This window comes from Mucilaginibacter mali (assembly GCF_013283875.1).
GTDB lineage: Bacteria > Bacteroidota > Bacteroidia > Sphingobacteriales > Sphingobacteriaceae > Mucilaginibacter > Mucilaginibacter mali.
In genome coordinates, this window is record NZ_CP054139.1 from 5,074,994 (window position 1) to 5,091,138 (window position 16,145).

A 16,145-nucleotide genomic window follows, 5' to 3' on the forward strand; every position below is an offset into this window, starting at 1 on the left:
TTACATAAAAAAGATACCCTACTAAATTAGTATTCTTTTATCAGCAGGGTATCTTCTTTATGTAACTATTTCAATATATCGCGCGAAATGACGATCTTCTGAATTTCTGATGTACCCTCGTATATCTGGGTGATCTTGGCATCGCGCATCAGGCGCTCTACATGGTATTCCTTCACAAAACCGTAACCGCCGTGTATCTGCACCGCCTCCACGGTAGTATCCATAGCCACCTGCGACGCGAACAACTTCGCCGTAGCGCTGGCGCGGCCATAAGGCTGGTGATTATCCTTTAACCAGGCCGCTTTTAAGCAAAGCAAGCGGGCGGCCTCTATCTGCGTAGCCATATCGGCCAGTTTAAACTGGATGGCCTGGTGCTCGGCAATTGGCTTGCCGAAGGTTTTACGCTCCTTAGCGTAAGCCACAGCCAGCTCGTACGCGCCCGAAGCGATACCCAGGGCCTGCGCGGCAATACCAATGCGGCCGCCCTCAAGCGTGGCCATGGCAAACTTAAAGCCGAAGCCATCCTCGCCAATGCGGTTCTCCTTAGGTACTTTAACATCGGTAAACATCAGCGAATGCGTATCCGACCCGCGGATGCCCAATTTATTTTCCTTCGGGCCAACCGTAAAGCCGGGCATGCCCTTTTCTACGATCAGCGCGTTGATACCCTTGTGCCCCTTAGCCACATCTGTTTGGGCGATAACGATATAAGTTGATGCGCTGTTCCCGTTGGTGATCCAGTTTTTGGTACCGTTCAGCAGGTAATGGTCGCCCATGTCAATGGCGGTGGTGCGCTGTGATGTCGCATCGCTGCCGGCCTCTGGTTCAGACAAGCAGAAGGCACCGATCACCTCGCCGCTGGCCAGTGGTACCAGGTATTTTTGCTTTTGCTCCTCGTTGCCATATTTCTCCAACCCATAGCATACCAGCGAATTGTTTACCGATACCACAACCGAGGCCGAGGCGTCGACCTTTGATAGCTCTTCCATAGCCAGCACGTAGCTCACAGCATCCATACCGCTGCCACCGTAATTTGGCGATGTCATTAGCCCCAGGAAACCCAGTTCGCCCAGCTTTTTAACCTGCTCAGCCGGGAATTTCTGGTGTTCGTCGCGTTCTATCACACCGGGCTTCAGCTCATTCTGCGCGAAATCGCGCGCGGCCTGGCGTATCATTATTTGTTCTTCTGTAAATTCGAAATGCATGGATTGGCTTATTAAGTAGCACAAAAATAAATATTATGCACGCATAGCAAAATGTATTTTGAAAATTATTAAACCCGATACACTCCCATTAACCCTTGTCCCATTTTTTCACCCACTCCGGGTAATCCTTTTTCAGCAGGCCCCCGGCCCAGTTGCCGTACCAGGCGTAACCATTCCGGCGTTCGTAACCTATCTCCGCTACCGAATATTTTTTGATGCCGTCCCGGTCGCAAAAGAAGGGTTTGTTGGTGCTTATCTCGTAGTAACGGGCCCACAATGGCGGGGCATCTTTTGTGGGGACCAGTTCCCGGTTCGATCCTTTGGGCGTACCGGATGCGGGAACAGCCGTAAATTTAAAGCCCTCAATTTTAACATCCTGCAGCCAGGCCACTGCGGCACTTACCGCGGTTTTTATTTCGGGCGATGGATTGGGCTGGCTCATTAAAAAATTGACGATGCCCACCGTTTCCGATCCGCTGAGCGAAGGCAATTCATACGCCCGGGCCTTGGCTGGTTGCAGCGTTACCTGGTCGTACTGCTGGCACCAGGCCGTAAGTTTTCCATTAACTTTGATTTGGGTTTTCAGGATACATTGTACGCCGCGTTTGATGGCATCGGTGCAGGGCGGTATCAGCTTAGGGTCCACAACCTCCATATCATTCTGTTTTAAAACCACATCCTGCAGCACATTCAGCGCGTTGATCATGGCGTTATCGTTAAACGTGATCTCGGCCCGGTACAGCAGTTTTTCGGGATAGTATTGCGGGAAGCCGCCGTTTGCATATTGCATAGCCAACAGGTACCTGATGCCGCGCTCAGCCGCCTGCAGGTATTTGGGGTTATGATAGTTTTTATACGCTTTAACTAAATATCGGATCTCCTTTTTTGTCGATTCATTATCGATATTGGCATCATCGTGCGAGGCTTCGGTGGCGATATCTTTTCGCAAGGAATCTGTTAGCTGCATATTATAGCTAAAAGCCTTGCCATGGTATTGTTTAGACCAGCCTCCGTTTGCGCGTTGAAAAAGCAACATGTTATCGGCCTGTATATCCTGTGCCTGGCTGTGTAGGGCAACGCATCCCATGGCCAGGGCCAGCAAGGTTTTAATGGTGTTGTTGGGGGTATTCATTATTTGATGTTATGGTGTTTTTTCTATAAACCTTATCCGGGTTTTACTATCGGCACGCAACACGCTTTGCTGATGAAAGCCGCGGATGTATTGCCGGGTAACGCTATCTAAAGCGGCATTGCGCCGCGCGCTTGCTTTCCCCAAAAACGTAACTACCACAGAAGGCTCTGTTATCGTTTCTTTGGTTTGAGTGTCCCTCCAGCGGCCTGTAGCCGCCACCTCGGTATAACCCTCGGGGAAATAACGGCTGATCACACTATCGCTAAAGTTTTTCCATTGCTCATCGGTTACCTGCCCGCCACCCGGAATAGTGCGCCCAAAGTAAAGATCGGTGCGTTGCATAGTGGCGCAACCCGTAAGGCTGATACAACATGCTATGGTGATTAATTGCACGTAGGCTTTCATTACATGGATTTTGATTAGGGAAAGGTAAGAAATTTTGGTTGTGCCGATGTTGCCAACAGGGCTAAATTACAAAATCCCTTAATGCAAAAAGCCTCCGATCTTCCGGTCAAAGGGTTTTAAGCTTGATCAGGCAGGAGGAACACGCCAAATATCAGACCTCTTGGAAGGTTTGTTAAGTATAAAACAAATTGAGGCGCGTGTGCGCCAGCTTCCGGGGCCGAATTGTCTGCTTATTTTTAGATGATCTCCAACAAAAAAGCCTCCCAGGTTTCACTGAGGGGCTTTATATCTAATAGGAGAGCGAAAAATAATAAACTTCGAATTTTTCAGCTACCTGCAGCACGACAAATATTGCTCATCTGTTGTAAACTACAATGCCTTTACAACAGCCAGGGATTTTTCAACGTGTTGAACTGCTGAAATATGATCGGTTGTTGATGAAAACACTGCTATAATTTTACCGTCTTTACCGATAACATAAGTAGTACGGGGAATGAAGCCGTGGTTGAGTTCAGCCCCACGTATATCTTTCATTCCAAGCTTTGGCTGCGACATGACCAGGCCGTATGTTTCGGCAATCTTACCTTCGGCGTCTGACGCAACGATGAACTTGCCTGCACAATAATCAGGATCAGCAGAAAATGTATTCAGTCGCTGTATATCGTCTCCTGATACACCGATGATAGTAGCTCCTGCCGCTGTAAATTTATCTTTTTGTTCGGCAAATTCATGAGCTTCAGCATCGCAGCCGCCAGTATAGGCAGACGGATAGAAATAAACCACCACCGGGCCTTTGGCCAGTGCTTGTTTTAGCGAAAAACTAAAATCTTTGCCCGCTAAACTTGCTTTGGCTGTGAACACCGGCGCCACATCGCCTTTTGATAACATTTTAGCTTGCGCGAGGCCAAGTTGGCTTATCAAACATAAGCTGAAGATTAAGAAAGACACGTAATAATATTTTTTTGACATGACTAAATAATTTTGATTTCAGTAATACTGTTATTTATTAAAGCTACGATTGAAACAGGGAATAGGTTTACTGGTCATTAAAATTTTACCGTGGGGATGGTGTCGTAAAGCTAATTTTTTGTGGCATGCTCAAGTCCACACCAAATGCAACAAAAAAGCCTCAAATCTTTCGACTTGAGGCTTTTAAACTTGATGAGGTAGTCCCTACAGGACAAAGGTCTAACTTTTTTGCTGATTTACAAGCTATTGAAAATGCAGAAGAGTTTATGGAACTCGCTATCAATCGAATAAAATTTACTACCAGTGATGATACCAAACGTTTTGCAAAAAGAGTTGATCTCAAAAAGAATGGCACGGTCTAAAGAAAAACCCGCTTCTCTTTGATAGAAGCGGGTTTAATACAAGGTTATCGGGAACTATTAACACTAACGCGTTACAAGGTTTTCGCAAGCAAGTTCAGGGCTACTCCTTACTTCATCTAAAAATAAGCTGTGGGTATTGCCTGCCATTTTACGTGGACTTTCGACTTTAACGGAATAGTGACTTTCATCAACTTCAAGGACACTCACCGGAATAGCTTTCTTTCCGTCCCATGAAATCCACGCAGCATCTCCTGGACTAAATTTTTCTATTGATCGTTTGTCGTAGGATAATGGAATTGCCTTTTTAACTGATACGACAGTGCGTGCGTCATCTTTTTTTGGAACAGATTTTTTTACTTGTTTATTAGAACTCGGTGATTGTTTTTTTCGCAAATAACTCTGATATGATTTCCAAGCTCTTTCCAAGGTTGCCATTGACCCACGCGGTGGATGATTGCTTGTCAAAAAAGCTTGGTATTCTTTAAGGCTACTATATATAGGCCACCCCTCGCTCTTATCTGCAAAACCTCTTTTGATTGCCAAATCGCCCAAAGGAGTATCTCTGTTCTTTTGCTTTGCTAACCAAGCTGAGAAGCTAATTTCAGCTTCTTCATGGGCTTTCATCGCATTAATTGCTTGCGGACTTGTAATAATTTGGTGGTGGATATCCCTCATCTTTACAATAGCCGCTTCTAAAGTGTCCGCTTCTGTAGAGTAGTGATCCGTCTTAACGTAGCCGATATAACCTGCTATTCGTTTAATATTGTATACATCAACAACTCCCCGCAGCACGTTTTTACCTGATGCTAGCGTTAGGTAGGGGGAAACATATTCTCGGAAAACGACTATGGCGACTAAGTCGTTTTCAAATTCTAACTTTACACCATGTTTTTGGATTTTCTGATCACTAAAATAAGCAGGTTTTGACTTCAGATGTTGGTCGGCAAGGGCTTTTCCCAGTTCTTCCAATGTTGGCCAAATGGTATGCAAAATCAGTTTTTCATCGTAAAGAGGCAGGTAAACCCCTTCTGCCAAATCTTCAGGCAGATCTTGCGGAAGTCCGTTGAGCTTGCTTCTACGTTCCCTAATTGGGGCTGTCGGGGTTAGAACAATAAATTCGGCATGTCTTAAATTGCCAATTGAACATTTTGTGTCCGCAAGTAAAGCTGCACGTGAAGAATAGCCAAAATAAGCCGCTACCAGCTCGTGAGCGTGCGAAGATTTTAATTGAATACCGAATTTGTTAAGACAAAATGCGCGCAGAGAATCGGCGCATAGTTTAGTAATGTGCTCCATAGCATTTTTAAGTTAAAGGCTGGACTTTAAATGATTGTCGAGAGTGTTTAAACACAACCTATGCCAGCAGATTTAACAAAATTTTGCTGTAGGCTTGTCGTATTTGAATTAGCCTCGCGTTTCAGTCACTCACAACTGGGGCGCTCGATTCCTTAACTCTAAGGTAAGATGAAAGAATTAAAAAAGCAAGCGAGATTAAAAATCATAATGCTTTTTAGTTATATGTAGCTTTGATAAAAAGATGGTAAATTGGGCTGCACATAAATCGTTAAACCTTAGACTTTTCACATGAAGGCCTTCCTGTTAAATTTACTGAGCAAGCTCATCCGTTTTCTTCAAAAACAGTATAATAAAGCTATTGTAACCGCGGAAGTCGAAATACAACCTTACAATTCATTATCACCCATCGATAATGTTAATGAAACAAAATATACCGAGGCATTATTATGGGCATTAGAACATCGTAAGCCTATCAATTTCGCTTCAAAACTGCGTTTAGCATGGCTGAGAGGTGATTATGTCTTAAAGCAAAACATCCAATACTTGATCTTTCCAAAGGGAATTTTCTACCATCGCCCAAGTGATGGGTGTCGAACCGAGCGAATAAATTCAGTGTTTTTATATATTGCTTATTTACAGCAAATTATCAGTAAAAAAAGAAGAGGCATACCCGAGTTAAACCTCGACTATGCCTCTTTGTCCTCTTCGGTAGCGGGAGCAGGACTCGAACCTACGACCTTCGGGTTATGAGCCCGACGAGCTACCAACTGCTCCATCCCGCACTATTTTTGGTATTCTACATAACGGACATAACCCCGAAATGTTTTTCCAATTGTCAAAAATGCAATTTGCACTCCGTTTTAATTGGACTGCAAAGATATAATTCGTTTCTTTGCAGTCCAAATAAAATTTTAAAATATTTTTTATGAGTCATAGGGCGGGTTTTGTAAGCATCATCGGCAAGCCTAATGCGGGTAAATCCACATTAATGAACGCGCTTGTGGGCGAAAAGATGTCCATCATCACCCCTAAGGCGCAAACCACACGCCACCGTATACTGGGTATCGTTAATACCGACGATTACCAGGTGGTATTTTCGGATACCCCCGGCATCATCAAGCCGCACTATGCCCTGCACGAGAGCATGATGCACCAGGTACAGGGATCGATAGTAGATGCCGACCTGATATTGCTGATGACCGATATTAACGAACAGCACGAAGAGGAAGACGTAATGCGCCGTTTGGAAAGCTCGCTGGCGCCGGTTGTTGTATTGATCAATAAAATAGACCAAAGCGACCCGGAAACCGTAAAGCAAAAGGTAGATTACTGGAACGAAAAGCTGAAGCCGCTGGCGGTTTTCGCAATTTCAGCACTGAAGTTCCCAAACACGCAGCACCTGCTGGAATTTATTGTAGAGCAGATGCCCGAACATCCTGCTTATTACGAAAAGGATGCGCTGACTGACCGTAACGACCGCTTCTTCGCTTCGGAAATGATTCGCGAGCAGGTGTTTAAGCAATATAAAAAAGAAATTCCCTACAGCACCGAGGTAGTGATCACCGCTTTTAAGGAAGAGGAGAATATATATCGCATCAGTGCCGAGATCATCGTTGAGCGCGAATCGCAAAAAAATATCATTATTGGCCAGGGCGGCAGCATGCTGAAGATTGTTGGCACCTACGCCCGCCGGTCGATGGAGGAATTTTACCAGAAAAAGATCTTCCTGGAGATGTTTGTTAAAGTAATAGACGACTGGCGCAGCAAAAAAAATTACCTGAAAAAATTCGGGTACGAAGATTAAGGTTCAGATTTGAGATATTAGATGTGAGATGTGAGACAGAACTTGCGTAGCTTTATCTAATCAAATCTGACCTATATAATAACCCCGATTTGTGTTGAGTTGAGAGTAATCTCAAATCTCATATCTCAAATCTCATATCTTAAAGAAAATGAGTAACATAGTAGCCATAGTAGGCAGGCCCAACGTTGGTAAATCAACCTTATACAATCGTTTAACCGAAAGCCGCAAGGCCATTGTAGACGATTTTAGCGGCGTAACACGCGACCGTCATTATGGTGTGGCCGAATGGGTGGGCCGTAACTTTACCGTTATTGATACCGGCGGCTACGTAGCCAACAGCGATGATGTTTTTGAAGCAGCTATTCGCGAGCAAGTAAATATCGCTATTGAAGAGGCTACCGTTATCCTGTTTGTGGTTGATGTTACCACCGGCATTACCGATTTGGACGACGAAATAGCTAACATATTGCGCAAAGGCAAAAAGCCGGTGTTTGTGGTAGTGAACAAGGTAGATCATGGCCTGCTACAGTCGGATGCCAGCATCTTCTACAGTCTTGGTTTAGGCGAGATCTATAACATCTCATCAATGAGTGGCAGTGGCACCGGCGAACTGCTGGACGAGGTAGTAAAAACCTTTGATGATGACGTAGTAGAGGAGAACACCCTGCCTAAATACGCCATTGTTGGCCGACCTAACGTTGGTAAATCATCTATCATTAACTCGTTGATAGGTAAAGATCGTAACATTGTTACCCCAATTGCCGGTACCACGCGCGATAGTATCCATATCCACTACAACCAGTACGGCCACGAGTTTATGCTGATTGACACCGCCGGGTTACGTAAAAAAACCAAGGTAAAGGAGAATATCGAGTTCTATTCGGTAATGCGTACCATTAAAGCCATGGAAGAGGCCGATGTGGTTGTACTGATGCTGGATGCTGTAGAAGGTTTGGAAGCGCAGGATGTAAACATTTTTCACCTGGCCGAAAAGAACAAGAAAGGCATTGTGGTAGTAGTAAACAAATGGGACCTGATAGAAAAGAACACCAAAACTGTTAAGGTTTTTGAGGAAACCATCCGCCAGAAGCTGGCTCCGTTTACCGATGTGCCTATCGTTTTTACCTCGGTTACCGAGAAACAACGTGTGTTGAAAGTGCTGGAAATGGCCAACAGGGTTTACGCCAACCGCGCTAAAAAGATCCCTACATCAAAACTTAATGATGTAATGTTGCCCATCATCGAAAGCTATCCGCCACCGGCCATTAAAGGCAAGTATGTTAAGATAAAATACATCACGCAGATAAAAGGCACATCGCCCATGTTCGCGTTCTTCTGCAACCTGCCGCAGTACGTTAAAGAATCGTATATCCGTTTCATTGAGAACAAACTGCGCGAGAATTTTGATTTTACCGGGGTGCCGGTGCAGATATTCTTCAGGCAGAAGTAATAACGAAAAGCCAAGCAAGCTCCCTCCCCCCGGGAGGGGTGTGGAGGCTTGTGAAATGGCAGGGAGGGGTTTAGCCACGAGGTATATCGTATAAACCCCTCCCTACATCTCCCCCATGGGAGGGAATCGCACAAGGCCGGCACTTTTAAGTGCGCCGCTACCCCTTCAAAAACTCCCTCACAATACCCACAGTAACTTCCGGCATTTTACTACCCGGCGTTGCGGTACACACTTCGCCGATAAAGCCGCCATGTATACCGGGCAATACCACCAGTTGCGAGCCCTCAACCAGCCGCACCATTTGCAAGGTATGCTCAACCGACATCACATCGTTTTGCGCTACCATAAATAGCGTTGGCGCTTTAATGCCCTGCAATAATTCATCGGGGATGTCCTTAAAATCTACCATCCGCTGGCGGTCTTTTTCAAACATGGTTTGCAAACCTTCCGCACTTGGCGTAACTGCCAGGTAAGCCTCTTTCAGCTGACCGGGCATGTGATCGATAGTAACATTAGCCATGCCCTCAAAAAATCCATCCATAAAACCATCGCGGCGGTAAGCGGCGGATACAGGTATTAGTTTATTAACTACTTCCGGGTAGCGAATGGCTACCTGCAATGCCGTAGTGCCGCCGTTACTAAAACCTAAAAGATCGGCTTTTTCAATTTGTAGATACTTCAGTAATCCGGCGACATCATCGGCATCCTGTTTAAAAGACTCGGGAGTGTCGCGATCACCGGTACGCCCATGAGCCTGTAGTTCTATGGCTATTACTTTGGTGTGACGGCTTAACAGCGGTATCAGTTTGCTGAAACAGCTTTCAATTGTCGAGCCGCCGCCGTGTACCAGTACAAGGGGCATACTGCCTTCGCCGTATATCTCGTAATACATTTGCAGCCCGTTAACCGGGGCGTGGTTTTTTATTGATGCTTCCATGATTATGCTAATTTATAGCTGTTATTGCCGGTTAATAAGGTATTGGTTCATGCGTTCTACATTTTGCTTCAAGCCAACATCTGCCTTAAACACTTTTACCACCTGTTCCAGTTGCTCCCTCGATTCAAAAAGCATATGCCAGGTAAGCACTGTTTTATCTCCCTGCGCTTCAAAAGTTACGGTGGTGAGGTGCTTGGGGGTCGATACATGCTCGTAAACAACACGTCGGTTTTCTACTACTTCAACAAAAGTATTTTTGTTGTTATAATCGGTGCCATCTGGGCCGTGCATGGTAAATTCCCAGTCGCCGCCGGGGCGGAAATCCATGTGATGGATAGTGTTGGTAAAGCCTTCCGGCCCCCACCAGTTAGCAATATGTTCGGGGCTGGCCCAAACTTCCCAAACCAGTTCAACGGGTGCGTCCAGCAGGCGTGTTAGCTTTAATTCGCGGTCTTTAGTGTTTTCCATCTCTTTCTTTTTTTAATTGATCAATGTATTGTTCCATTTTATCCAGGCGGCGTTCCCAGTGCTGGCGGTATTGCTCTATCCAACCGGCTACCTCGCCCAATTGCTCCAGGCGGGCTTCGCAAACATGGTCGCGGCCTTGCTTTTTAATGTGGATCAGGCCACAATCGGTCAGTATTTTTATATGCAGGGATATCGCCTGCCGGGTTACGTCAAACTTTTCGGCAATGGTATTCACGTTCTGCGGTTCGGCAGCTATCATGTTTATGATGGCGCGGCGTGTTGGTTCGGCTATGGCCTGGTAAACGTCTCTCCTGGTTCTCATCTTAAATGCGCAAGTATTTCCTTGCAAATATATAAGCAAGTATTTACTTGCGCAAATTTATTTTCAGGATGCAGGCATGTTTAACCGGCAATCAGTAATTTCAGGCTTTGATATATTTGCCATGAAGCAAGCATTTAAAGATAAGGTGGTATGGATCACCGGGGCATCATCCGGCATCGGCGAGGCGTTGGCCTACGCTTTATCTGCGCGCGGGGCTAAACTCATCCTATCCAGCCGCAGGGAGAACGAGTTGGAGCGCGTGAAAGCAAACTGCCAGCAACCTGAACAGGTAAAAGTATTACCCTTGGATCTAACCGACAGCGCCGGTCTTGAAGCAAAAGTAGCGGTGGCTATCGCACTTTTCGGGCAGGTAGATATCATGGTGCATAACGGCGGCATCACACAACGTTCGTTGGTGGCCGATACCGATATTGAAGTGCACCGCCGGGTGATGGAGTTGGATTATTTTAGTTACATCATACTAACCAAGGCACTTTTGCCGCATTTTCTTTCGCGCCGTTCTGGTCATTTTGTAGTAACCAGCAGCGTGATGGGCAAAATAGGCACCCCTATGCGGGCGGCTTATGCAGCGGCTAAGCATGCGCTGCATGGCTATTTCGATTGTTTGCGGGCCGAGGTTAGTCTGCAAGGCATAAAGGTTACTGTACTTACACCGGGCTATATCCGTACGGCGATCTACCAATCGGCTGTTACCGGCGATGGGGGCACATTCGGCGCGGTATCGCAGGAAATTGATAATGGCTACCCGGCAGACAAAGCGGCCGAACAGATCGTTAAAGCCATCAGCAAGGGAACGTACGAAGCCTACATCGGCCGGCTTGGCGAAGAACGGCTGGCGCTTTTCGTTAATCGTTTCCTGCCTAATTTACTCATCCGTATGATGCCGGGGCGAGAGCCGAAATAGATCAGCAAATAAAAACGATGAAGAAATACCAGGTCGTACTTGCTTTTATATTGGCTGGATACCTGCCTCTGCGGGCGCAGGAGGTTCCATCTTTCACCAAAGCGGTGTATGTTTCAGGCACAGATAGCTTGCCATATCGCTTATTGTATCCGCTGCATTACGATCAGCATAAGAAATATCCCATTGTATTGTTCCTGCATGGGGCAGGGCAACGCGGTAAGGATAATGAAAGCCCGCTGGCCGGTGTACCCCAGGCTTTGACGGATCCTATCGGGCGTGAAAAATACCCCTGCTTTATTTTGGTTCCGCAATGCGCGAAGAAGGATGTATGGGTTAAGTTCCCGGGTTTTCCCGAAAGTTTGCAGGCTACTGATCTGCCGACACCCAGCGCCCGTGCCGCTTTTGCACAGCTTGATATCCTTATCAGCCAATTACCTATCGATAAAAAACGCGTCTACATTATGGGCTACTCTATGGGTGGCGAAGGTACATTTGATTTTTTGACTCGGCAGCCGGAGTTATTTGCCGCCGCTATACCAATTTGTTCGGTATCGGATACAGCCAAAGCCAGGCTTATACACAAAATACCGGTATGGGCCTTCCACGGCGATCAGGACGAGGTGAATAATGTGAGATATTCGCGCATGATGATCGGCGCGCTGAAAAAGCAGGGAGGCAAGCCCATTTATACCGAGTTTCCCGGCGCTAAGCATAACATCTGGATGCAGGCCTATAGCCAGCCGGGCTTGTTCGACTGGCTTTTCGCGCAAAAACGACCTTAAATACGGGCCGTATGGATGCCGCCGGGTAATGATTTTATGTTTATATTAACTTAATATTCTGTACTATCTGTAACAATAGCGCCTTAAAAGCGTTTCATAGTAGAAATTAGTTCTGAATGAAAAAAATTACCCGCTTCTTCTGGTTCTGTTCAGGGGCGCATGTAGATACTTTAAAAAAATACCCTATCGAGCATAATAAGTATGTAGGCATAGGGGCTACCATATTTTTTACCGCTTTGTTTGCCGCTTTATCGGGCGGTTATGCCATGTACTTTGTGTTTAGCGGCAGTGCTTTTGCCGTTGGCTTTGCCATCCTGTTCGGCTTGCTTTGGGGTACGGCCATTTTTAATATGGACCGCTACATTGTATCCAGCATTAACAAAGAAGGCACTACCAATCAGCAGATCATGCAGGCATCGCCCCGTATTTTGCTGGCTATTATGATAGGCGTGGTGATATCGCGCCCGCTGGAACTGAAGATCTTTGATAAAGAGATCCGCCAAAAACTGCGCTCATCGTACCTTAAGGGGCAAAACCGCAAGATAGATACCCTGCAAAAAACCTATCAGCAAAAATATGCCATGGAGCTAACGAAGAACGCCGACCTGAAAAAGGAAAAGGACTCGTTAGAAAAGGATATTAACCGCTCGCGCTACCAGCTTAACCAGGAGGTTTTTGGCGATAAAACCAACCAAACATCGGGCATTACAGGCTATGGCACTTACGCCAAGCAAAAAGAGGGGGTGCTAATTGAAAAGCAAAACCGCCTGAAAACCGTTACCGACGATATGGGCAAAATGGACCAGTACCTGGCCGGCCGTAAACAGTTTGAGGGCTTGAACGATCTGCGCTTATTTACCCCAAAGCAACTGGACAGCCTGACCGCTATTGCCGGTTTTGCCGACCGGAACTGGGCATTGGGGCAACTATCATACAACGAGAACGGTACGCGCGACCTGGATACTTACCTGGCCATATCCTTTATCGGCTACCTGTTTATTTTGTTTGAATGCTTACCTGTTTTTGTAAAGCTGATGTCGCCCAAAGGGCCGTATGATACCGCGCTGGCAAAAACCGCCGAAGCCAATACCTATTTTGCCGAAAAGGACAAAGACCGTGATATAGCCGTTACCGACAACACTTACGACCATGGCCTTGATACCGACATTTCCCGGCGAAAGCGCATCATCACCGCGCAATCAGACTATGATTTTGAGCGGCACAGTTACGAGTAGGATGCCGTTTAAAACTTAAATATCTCGTTCTGTATGGCGTACAGCACCAAGCCGGTGCGCGATTTGAGATTGAGTTTCTGGAATAACGATTCGCGGTAATTATCAACTGTACGTGGGCTGATGAACATTTTATCGGCTATTTCCTTATAGGTTAATTCGGAGCAGGCCAGTTTTAAAAACTCCAGCTCTTTGGCGGTTAACTCGGGGCTATCACCGGCTCCGGCTACGCTGCGTATCAACTTGCCCGAAACCAGTTCGTTAATGTATACCCCTTTGTTTACAATGGTTTTTATGGCCTCCAGTAATTCCCTGGGCTTCGATTCCTTTAGCACATAACCGCTGGCACCGCTGCGGATCATGCGCAACACGGCTTTGTCATCCTCAAACATACTAAGGGCCAATACCTTTATCTGGGGGTATTTTGCTTTTAGCCAGGCTGTAGCATCATACCCGTCCATTTCGGGCATGTTAATATCCATCAACACAACTTGCGGTAGCGCGTGCTTTGGCAACATTTGCTGTAGTTGCTTGCCGTTGTCTGCTTCAAACACCACTTTTAGTTCATCAAATTCGCTCATCAGGGCATGTACGCCATTCCGAAAAAGCGTATGATCATCTACTATGGCAATTAAAATAGGTTCTGTTTGCATATAATTATGTATAAGGTATTATAATGGTTAGGCCGGTGCCTTCGCCGGGTTTAGAACGTACCAGCACCTCGCCACCGATAATACCGGCCCGCTTATGGATATTGTGCAAACCCATGCCCTGCTTTTCGGGGGCAAGATGTGCCGCGTCAAAGCCGATGCCATTATCATTAATGTGGAGGCGTAATACGCCATCGCTATGTTCTAATTTGATGTTGATATGGCTGGCCGACGAGTGCTTGATGATATTGTTTAAAGCTTCCTGCAAAATACGGAACACGATCAGGTCTTTATCACTATTCGCCACAGCCGGCATTTTTGGATCAGCGTCGTAAGTTACCTGAAATTTTCCCGAACGTTCTACCCATTCTACCTCGTGGCGAATGGCTTCAACTAAACCAACTGACACTAATTGGTCGCCCTGTAAAAGCTTGCCCAACTGACGCAATTCCTTTATCGAGCGCAAGGTAAGGTCGATAGCCGCATCCACTTTCTTTTTTGATTTGGGATCTCTATCCAGTTCAACCGAATTAAGCGTTAACGAGGTAAGGCTTAGCAACTGGCCGATATTATCGTGCAGGTCGGTACCGATGGTTTGCATGGTTTGCTCCTGGATTTCGATCTGTGTATTTAGCAACTCCTGTTGAAACTTTATCTCCATCTTCTCCTGTTCAATCAAATGCAGCACTTGTTTTTTCCGGTATAAAACCAAAAAATAAATAATAAAGCCCGTTAAACCCGTTAGCAAAACCGTAGCAGCCGCCAATATTAAGTACAGATCAGTATCAATAATCGGTGCCTTCATATTGCACTTACTGATGATTGTTTCTTTTCTAAATTAATAGCATAACCAAGGGTTGCATAGTATGCACAGTTTAAATATAAAATGATATTGCCCAATACAGCGGTTTCGATATGATGATTGCTGAGATAAAAATCCACCCCGAAACATAATGGTGATATAACGGAAAAAACCAAAACTGCCCCCCCCAACCAAAAGGTACTTTGCTTGTAAATATTGGTTTCTTTGGGCTGATTTAGCATTTGCATAAACAGCATTAATGAAAATAAAGCGAAGATGATATATGACAGCATGATTATTTTCAATGGTATGAGTTTAAAAAACGCATCAAATAAAACAATGTTCAACAAGCAAATCACGATGAAAGGTATAATAGATAGCCGGATATATTTCTTTGCTTTTTTTGAATTTAACAAGTTGCTGAAAATGTAAGCGAAGGCGATGTATTGTATGATACAAAGCACATGATAAAGCGGAAGGCTGTTTTTTTTAAACAAGATCAATACCCGAACCATACTTTCGCTTATACATATATACAAAATAGTAAGAACAAGTATTTTAAACGGGCCGGATAGTTTTTTAAACCCAACCAGCCCGTTTAATGAAACAATAGCTAATATTAAAAGATAGAAAAGAATATCTAACGACATGGTGGCGTTTTATTTCTTGCCTTTAGCTTTTGGATGCGAGTTTACCACTGTTGGTCCCGGCTCGTGCGAATCAAAATCGCTGCAAACGGTAGGGCATGGTTTCACAAAGTCGTAGGCCAGCGTATCGCTGCCATCGCTTTCGGCACGAACTTGCCCTGGCTCCAGGTGATTGATAACATTTTTTCTGTCGGGCGTATACCTGCCGCCCATATATATCAGGGTATATATTCTTTTAGAGCCACCCGGCGCAGATTGATCTTTTGCGAAGAAAACGCTTACCCCATCCCAGGCATCGTTAGCTAATATTTTTTTCAGGGGGCCTTTGTCAATGAAATACCCTCTTGCCCTGCCCTTGGTGGTACGCACTGGAAATGGCATCAGCGTTCCCTCATTTTGATGCTGGAAGGCCTTAATAAGTTGAAATGCCAGGCGCTTTTCTATCGGGCGTGATTCATCGTCGCGGTCAGACAGGCTAAAAGCATTTTTGTCATAAACTTTTGCAAGCTCGGCAGCTTTGTCGGCCGAAAGACTGTCAATATCAGTTACACTGTAATCTGAATTGGTTAAGGGAGGTGTTGGGCAACCTGATTTTCCCCAATAATAGCCCCCGGCGAGACCAACGATCAACAAGACGAGCGGAAGAATTACTTTTTTCATGATGTGTGGTTTTAAGTTAGCGTGAATATAATTAATTACTGCTAAACTCACTATTAACCAGCTCTCAACAGGTTCCTTTTTTACCTTTTTTAATACC

18 protein-coding genes and 1 tRNA gene are annotated in these 16,145 nt (G+C 45.5%); 6 read left to right on the plus strand and 13 right to left on the minus strand.

The features are described 5' to 3' along the window. Positions 1-65 precede the first annotated feature (65 nt). From HQ865_RS21435 to HQ865_RS21450, 4 genes are all read right to left on the minus strand, one after another. On the minus strand, positions 66-1,205 hold the full coding sequence (locus tag HQ865_RS21435; protein ID WP_173416866.1) for an acyl-CoA dehydrogenase: 1,140 nt from the start codon (positions 1,203-1,205) through the stop codon (positions 66-68). Between the two features lie 88 nt (positions 1,206-1,293). Next, entirely contained in the window at positions 1,294-2,337 is a 1,044-nt protein-coding gene (pelA, locus tag HQ865_RS21440) for a pectate lyase (protein WP_202020413.1), read from the minus strand. A 9-nt stretch (positions 2,338-2,346) separates the two neighbouring features. Then, positions 2,347-2,742: a DUF3574 domain-containing protein gene (locus tag HQ865_RS21445; protein ID WP_173416867.1), complete on the minus strand. Its 396-nt coding sequence runs from the start codon at positions 2,740-2,742 to the stop codon at positions 2,347-2,349. Between the two features lie 369 nt (positions 2,743-3,111). Beyond that, positions 3,112-3,711 (minus strand): peroxiredoxin, encoded by a 600-nt coding sequence (locus HQ865_RS21450; RefSeq protein ID WP_173416868.1) that lies wholly within the window; start codon positions 3,709-3,711, stop codon positions 3,112-3,114. 125 nt (positions 3,712-3,836) lie between these two features. On the opposite strand from HQ865_RS21450, the gene HQ865_RS21455 reads away from it, so the two are divergent. Next, positions 3,837-4,073: a hypothetical protein gene (locus HQ865_RS21455; protein WP_173416869.1), complete on the plus strand. Its 237-nt coding sequence runs from the start codon at positions 3,837-3,839 to the stop codon at positions 4,071-4,073. Between the two features lie 63 nt (positions 4,074-4,136). Here HQ865_RS21455 and HQ865_RS21460 read toward each other — a convergent pair whose 3' ends face one another. After that, the gene (locus tag HQ865_RS21460) at positions 4,137-5,369 is read right to left on the minus strand and encodes a hypothetical protein (RefSeq protein WP_173416870.1); all 1,233 of its coding nucleotides are present in this window, start codon (positions 5,367-5,369) and stop codon (positions 4,137-4,139) included. Positions 5,370-6,078: 709 nt separating this feature from the next. Beyond that, a tRNA-Met gene (locus HQ865_RS21465) sits at positions 6,079-6,151 on the minus strand. A gap of 143 nt (positions 6,152-6,294) precedes the next feature. Between HQ865_RS21465 and era the strand changes: the two genes are divergently transcribed. Both era and der read left to right on the plus strand, forming a co-directional pair. After that, positions 6,295-7,173, plus strand: a complete 879-nt coding sequence (era, locus tag HQ865_RS21470; protein WP_173416871.1) for a GTPase Era — start codon at positions 6,295-6,297, stop codon at positions 7,171-7,173. A 148-nt stretch (positions 7,174-7,321) separates the two neighbouring features. After that, positions 7,322-8,623: a ribosome biogenesis GTPase Der gene (der, locus tag HQ865_RS21475; protein WP_173416872.1), complete on the plus strand. Its 1,302-nt coding sequence runs from the start codon at positions 7,322-7,324 to the stop codon at positions 8,621-8,623. Positions 8,624-8,780: 157 nt separating this feature from the next. On the opposite strand, the gene HQ865_RS21480 is transcribed toward der, so the two are convergent. Genes HQ865_RS21480 through HQ865_RS21490 form a run of 3 tightly spaced genes read right to left on the minus strand, consistent with a single transcriptional unit; the run spans position 8,781 to position 10,350 of the window. Next, positions 8,781-9,560, minus strand: a complete 780-nt coding sequence (locus HQ865_RS21480) for an alpha/beta fold hydrolase (protein WP_173416873.1) — start codon at positions 9,558-9,560, stop codon at positions 8,781-8,783. A gap of 21 nt (positions 9,561-9,581) precedes the next feature. Then, a complete protein-coding gene (locus HQ865_RS21485) occupies positions 9,582-10,028 on the minus strand; it encodes an SRPBCC domain-containing protein (RefSeq protein WP_173416874.1) in 447 nt (148 codons plus the stop codon). Further along, positions 10,015-10,350: an ArsR/SmtB family transcription factor gene (locus tag HQ865_RS21490; protein WP_173416875.1), complete on the minus strand. Its 336-nt coding sequence runs from the start codon at positions 10,348-10,350 to the stop codon at positions 10,015-10,017. Before HQ865_RS21490 ends, HQ865_RS21485 begins: the two co-directional genes overlap by 14 nt. Before the next feature lie 121 nt (positions 10,351-10,471). On the opposite strand from HQ865_RS21490, the gene HQ865_RS21495 reads away from it, so the two are divergent. The 3 genes from HQ865_RS21495 (at position 10,472) to HQ865_RS21505 (ending at position 13,292) form a co-directional block, all read left to right on the plus strand. Then, positions 10,472-11,275: an SDR family oxidoreductase gene (locus HQ865_RS21495; RefSeq protein WP_173416876.1), complete on the plus strand. Its 804-nt coding sequence runs from the start codon at positions 10,472-10,474 to the stop codon at positions 11,273-11,275. Positions 11,276-11,292: 17 nt separating this feature from the next. Continuing rightward, on the plus strand, positions 11,293-12,057 hold the full coding sequence (locus tag HQ865_RS21500; RefSeq protein ID WP_173416877.1) for a carboxylesterase family protein: 765 nt from the start codon (positions 11,293-11,295) through the stop codon (positions 12,055-12,057). Positions 12,058-12,173: 116 nt separating this feature from the next. Beyond that, the gene (locus tag HQ865_RS21505) at positions 12,174-13,292 is read left to right on the plus strand and encodes a DUF4407 domain-containing protein (protein WP_173416878.1); all 1,119 of its coding nucleotides are present in this window, start codon (positions 12,174-12,176) and stop codon (positions 13,290-13,292) included. An 8-nt stretch (positions 13,293-13,300) separates the two neighbouring features. Here HQ865_RS21505 and HQ865_RS21510 read toward each other — a convergent pair whose 3' ends face one another. From HQ865_RS21510 to HQ865_RS21525, 4 genes are all read right to left on the minus strand, one after another. Beyond that, the gene (locus tag HQ865_RS21510; protein ID WP_173416879.1) at positions 13,301-13,942 is read right to left on the minus strand and encodes a response regulator transcription factor; all 642 of its coding nucleotides are present in this window, start codon (positions 13,940-13,942) and stop codon (positions 13,301-13,303) included. 4 nt (positions 13,943-13,946) lie between these two features. Further along, positions 13,947-14,744, minus strand: coding sequence for a sensor histidine kinase (locus tag HQ865_RS21515; protein ID WP_173416880.1), 798 nt, complete (start codon positions 14,742-14,744; stop codon positions 13,947-13,949). Beyond that, positions 14,741-15,034 carry a hypothetical protein gene (locus tag HQ865_RS21520; RefSeq protein WP_173416881.1) on the minus strand — a complete coding sequence of 98 codons (294 nt, stop codon included), beginning with the start codon at positions 15,032-15,034 and terminating at the stop codon, positions 14,741-14,743. The genes HQ865_RS21515 and HQ865_RS21520 overlap by 4 nt, the downstream gene beginning before the upstream one ends. Positions 15,035-15,400: 366 nt before the next feature. Further along, entirely contained in the window at positions 15,401-16,048 is a 648-nt protein-coding gene (locus HQ865_RS21525; protein ID WP_173416882.1) for a hypothetical protein, read from the minus strand. Positions 16,049-16,145: the final 97 nt, after the last annotated feature.

Coding starts and splice junctions, on each gene's coding strand:
- HQ865_RS21435 (WP_173416866.1), bottom strand. CDS start 1,205: ATGCATTTCGAATTTACAGAAGAACAAATAATGATACGCCAGGCCGCG.
- pelA (WP_202020413.1), bottom strand. CDS start 2,337: ATGAATACCCCCAACAACACCATTAAAACCTTGCTGGCCCTGGCCATG.
- HQ865_RS21445 (WP_173416867.1), bottom strand. CDS start 2,742: ATGAAAGCCTACGTGCAATTAATCACCATAGCATGTTGTATCAGCCTT.
- HQ865_RS21450 (WP_173416868.1), bottom strand. CDS start 3,711: ATGTCAAAAAAATATTATTACGTGTCTTTCTTAATCTTCAGCTTATGT.
- HQ865_RS21455 (WP_173416869.1), top strand. CDS start 3,837: ATGCTCAAGTCCACACCAAATGCAACAAAAAAGCCTCAAATCTTTCGA.
- HQ865_RS21460 (WP_173416870.1), bottom strand. CDS start 5,369: ATGGAGCACATTACTAAACTATGCGCCGATTCTCTGCGCGCATTTTGT.
- era (WP_173416871.1), top strand. CDS start 6,295: ATGAGTCATAGGGCGGGTTTTGTAAGCATCATCGGCAAGCCTAATGCG.
- der (WP_173416872.1), top strand. CDS start 7,322: ATGAGTAACATAGTAGCCATAGTAGGCAGGCCCAACGTTGGTAAATCA.
- HQ865_RS21480 (WP_173416873.1), bottom strand. CDS start 9,560: ATGGAAGCATCAATAAAAAACCACGCCCCGGTTAACGGGCTGCAAATG.
- HQ865_RS21485 (WP_173416874.1), bottom strand. CDS start 10,028: ATGGAAAACACTAAAGACCGCGAATTAAAGCTAACACGCCTGCTGGAC.
- HQ865_RS21490 (WP_173416875.1), bottom strand. CDS start 10,350: ATGAGAACCAGGAGAGACGTTTACCAGGCCATAGCCGAACCAACACGC.
- HQ865_RS21495 (WP_173416876.1), top strand. CDS start 10,472: ATGAAGCAAGCATTTAAAGATAAGGTGGTATGGATCACCGGGGCATCA.
- HQ865_RS21500 (WP_173416877.1), top strand. CDS start 11,293: ATGAAGAAATACCAGGTCGTACTTGCTTTTATATTGGCTGGATACCTG.
- HQ865_RS21505 (WP_173416878.1), top strand. CDS start 12,174: ATGAAAAAAATTACCCGCTTCTTCTGGTTCTGTTCAGGGGCGCATGTA.
- HQ865_RS21510 (WP_173416879.1), bottom strand. CDS start 13,942: ATGCAAACAGAACCTATTTTAATTGCCATAGTAGATGATCATACGCTT.
- HQ865_RS21515 (WP_173416880.1), bottom strand. CDS start 14,744: ATGAAGGCACCGATTATTGATACTGATCTGTACTTAATATTGGCGGCT.
- HQ865_RS21520 (WP_173416881.1), bottom strand. CDS start 15,034: ATGCTGTCATATATCATCTTCGCTTTATTTTCATTAATGCTGTTTATG.
- HQ865_RS21525 (WP_173416882.1), bottom strand. CDS start 16,048: ATGAAAAAAGTAATTCTTCCGCTCGTCTTGTTGATCGTTGGTCTCGCC.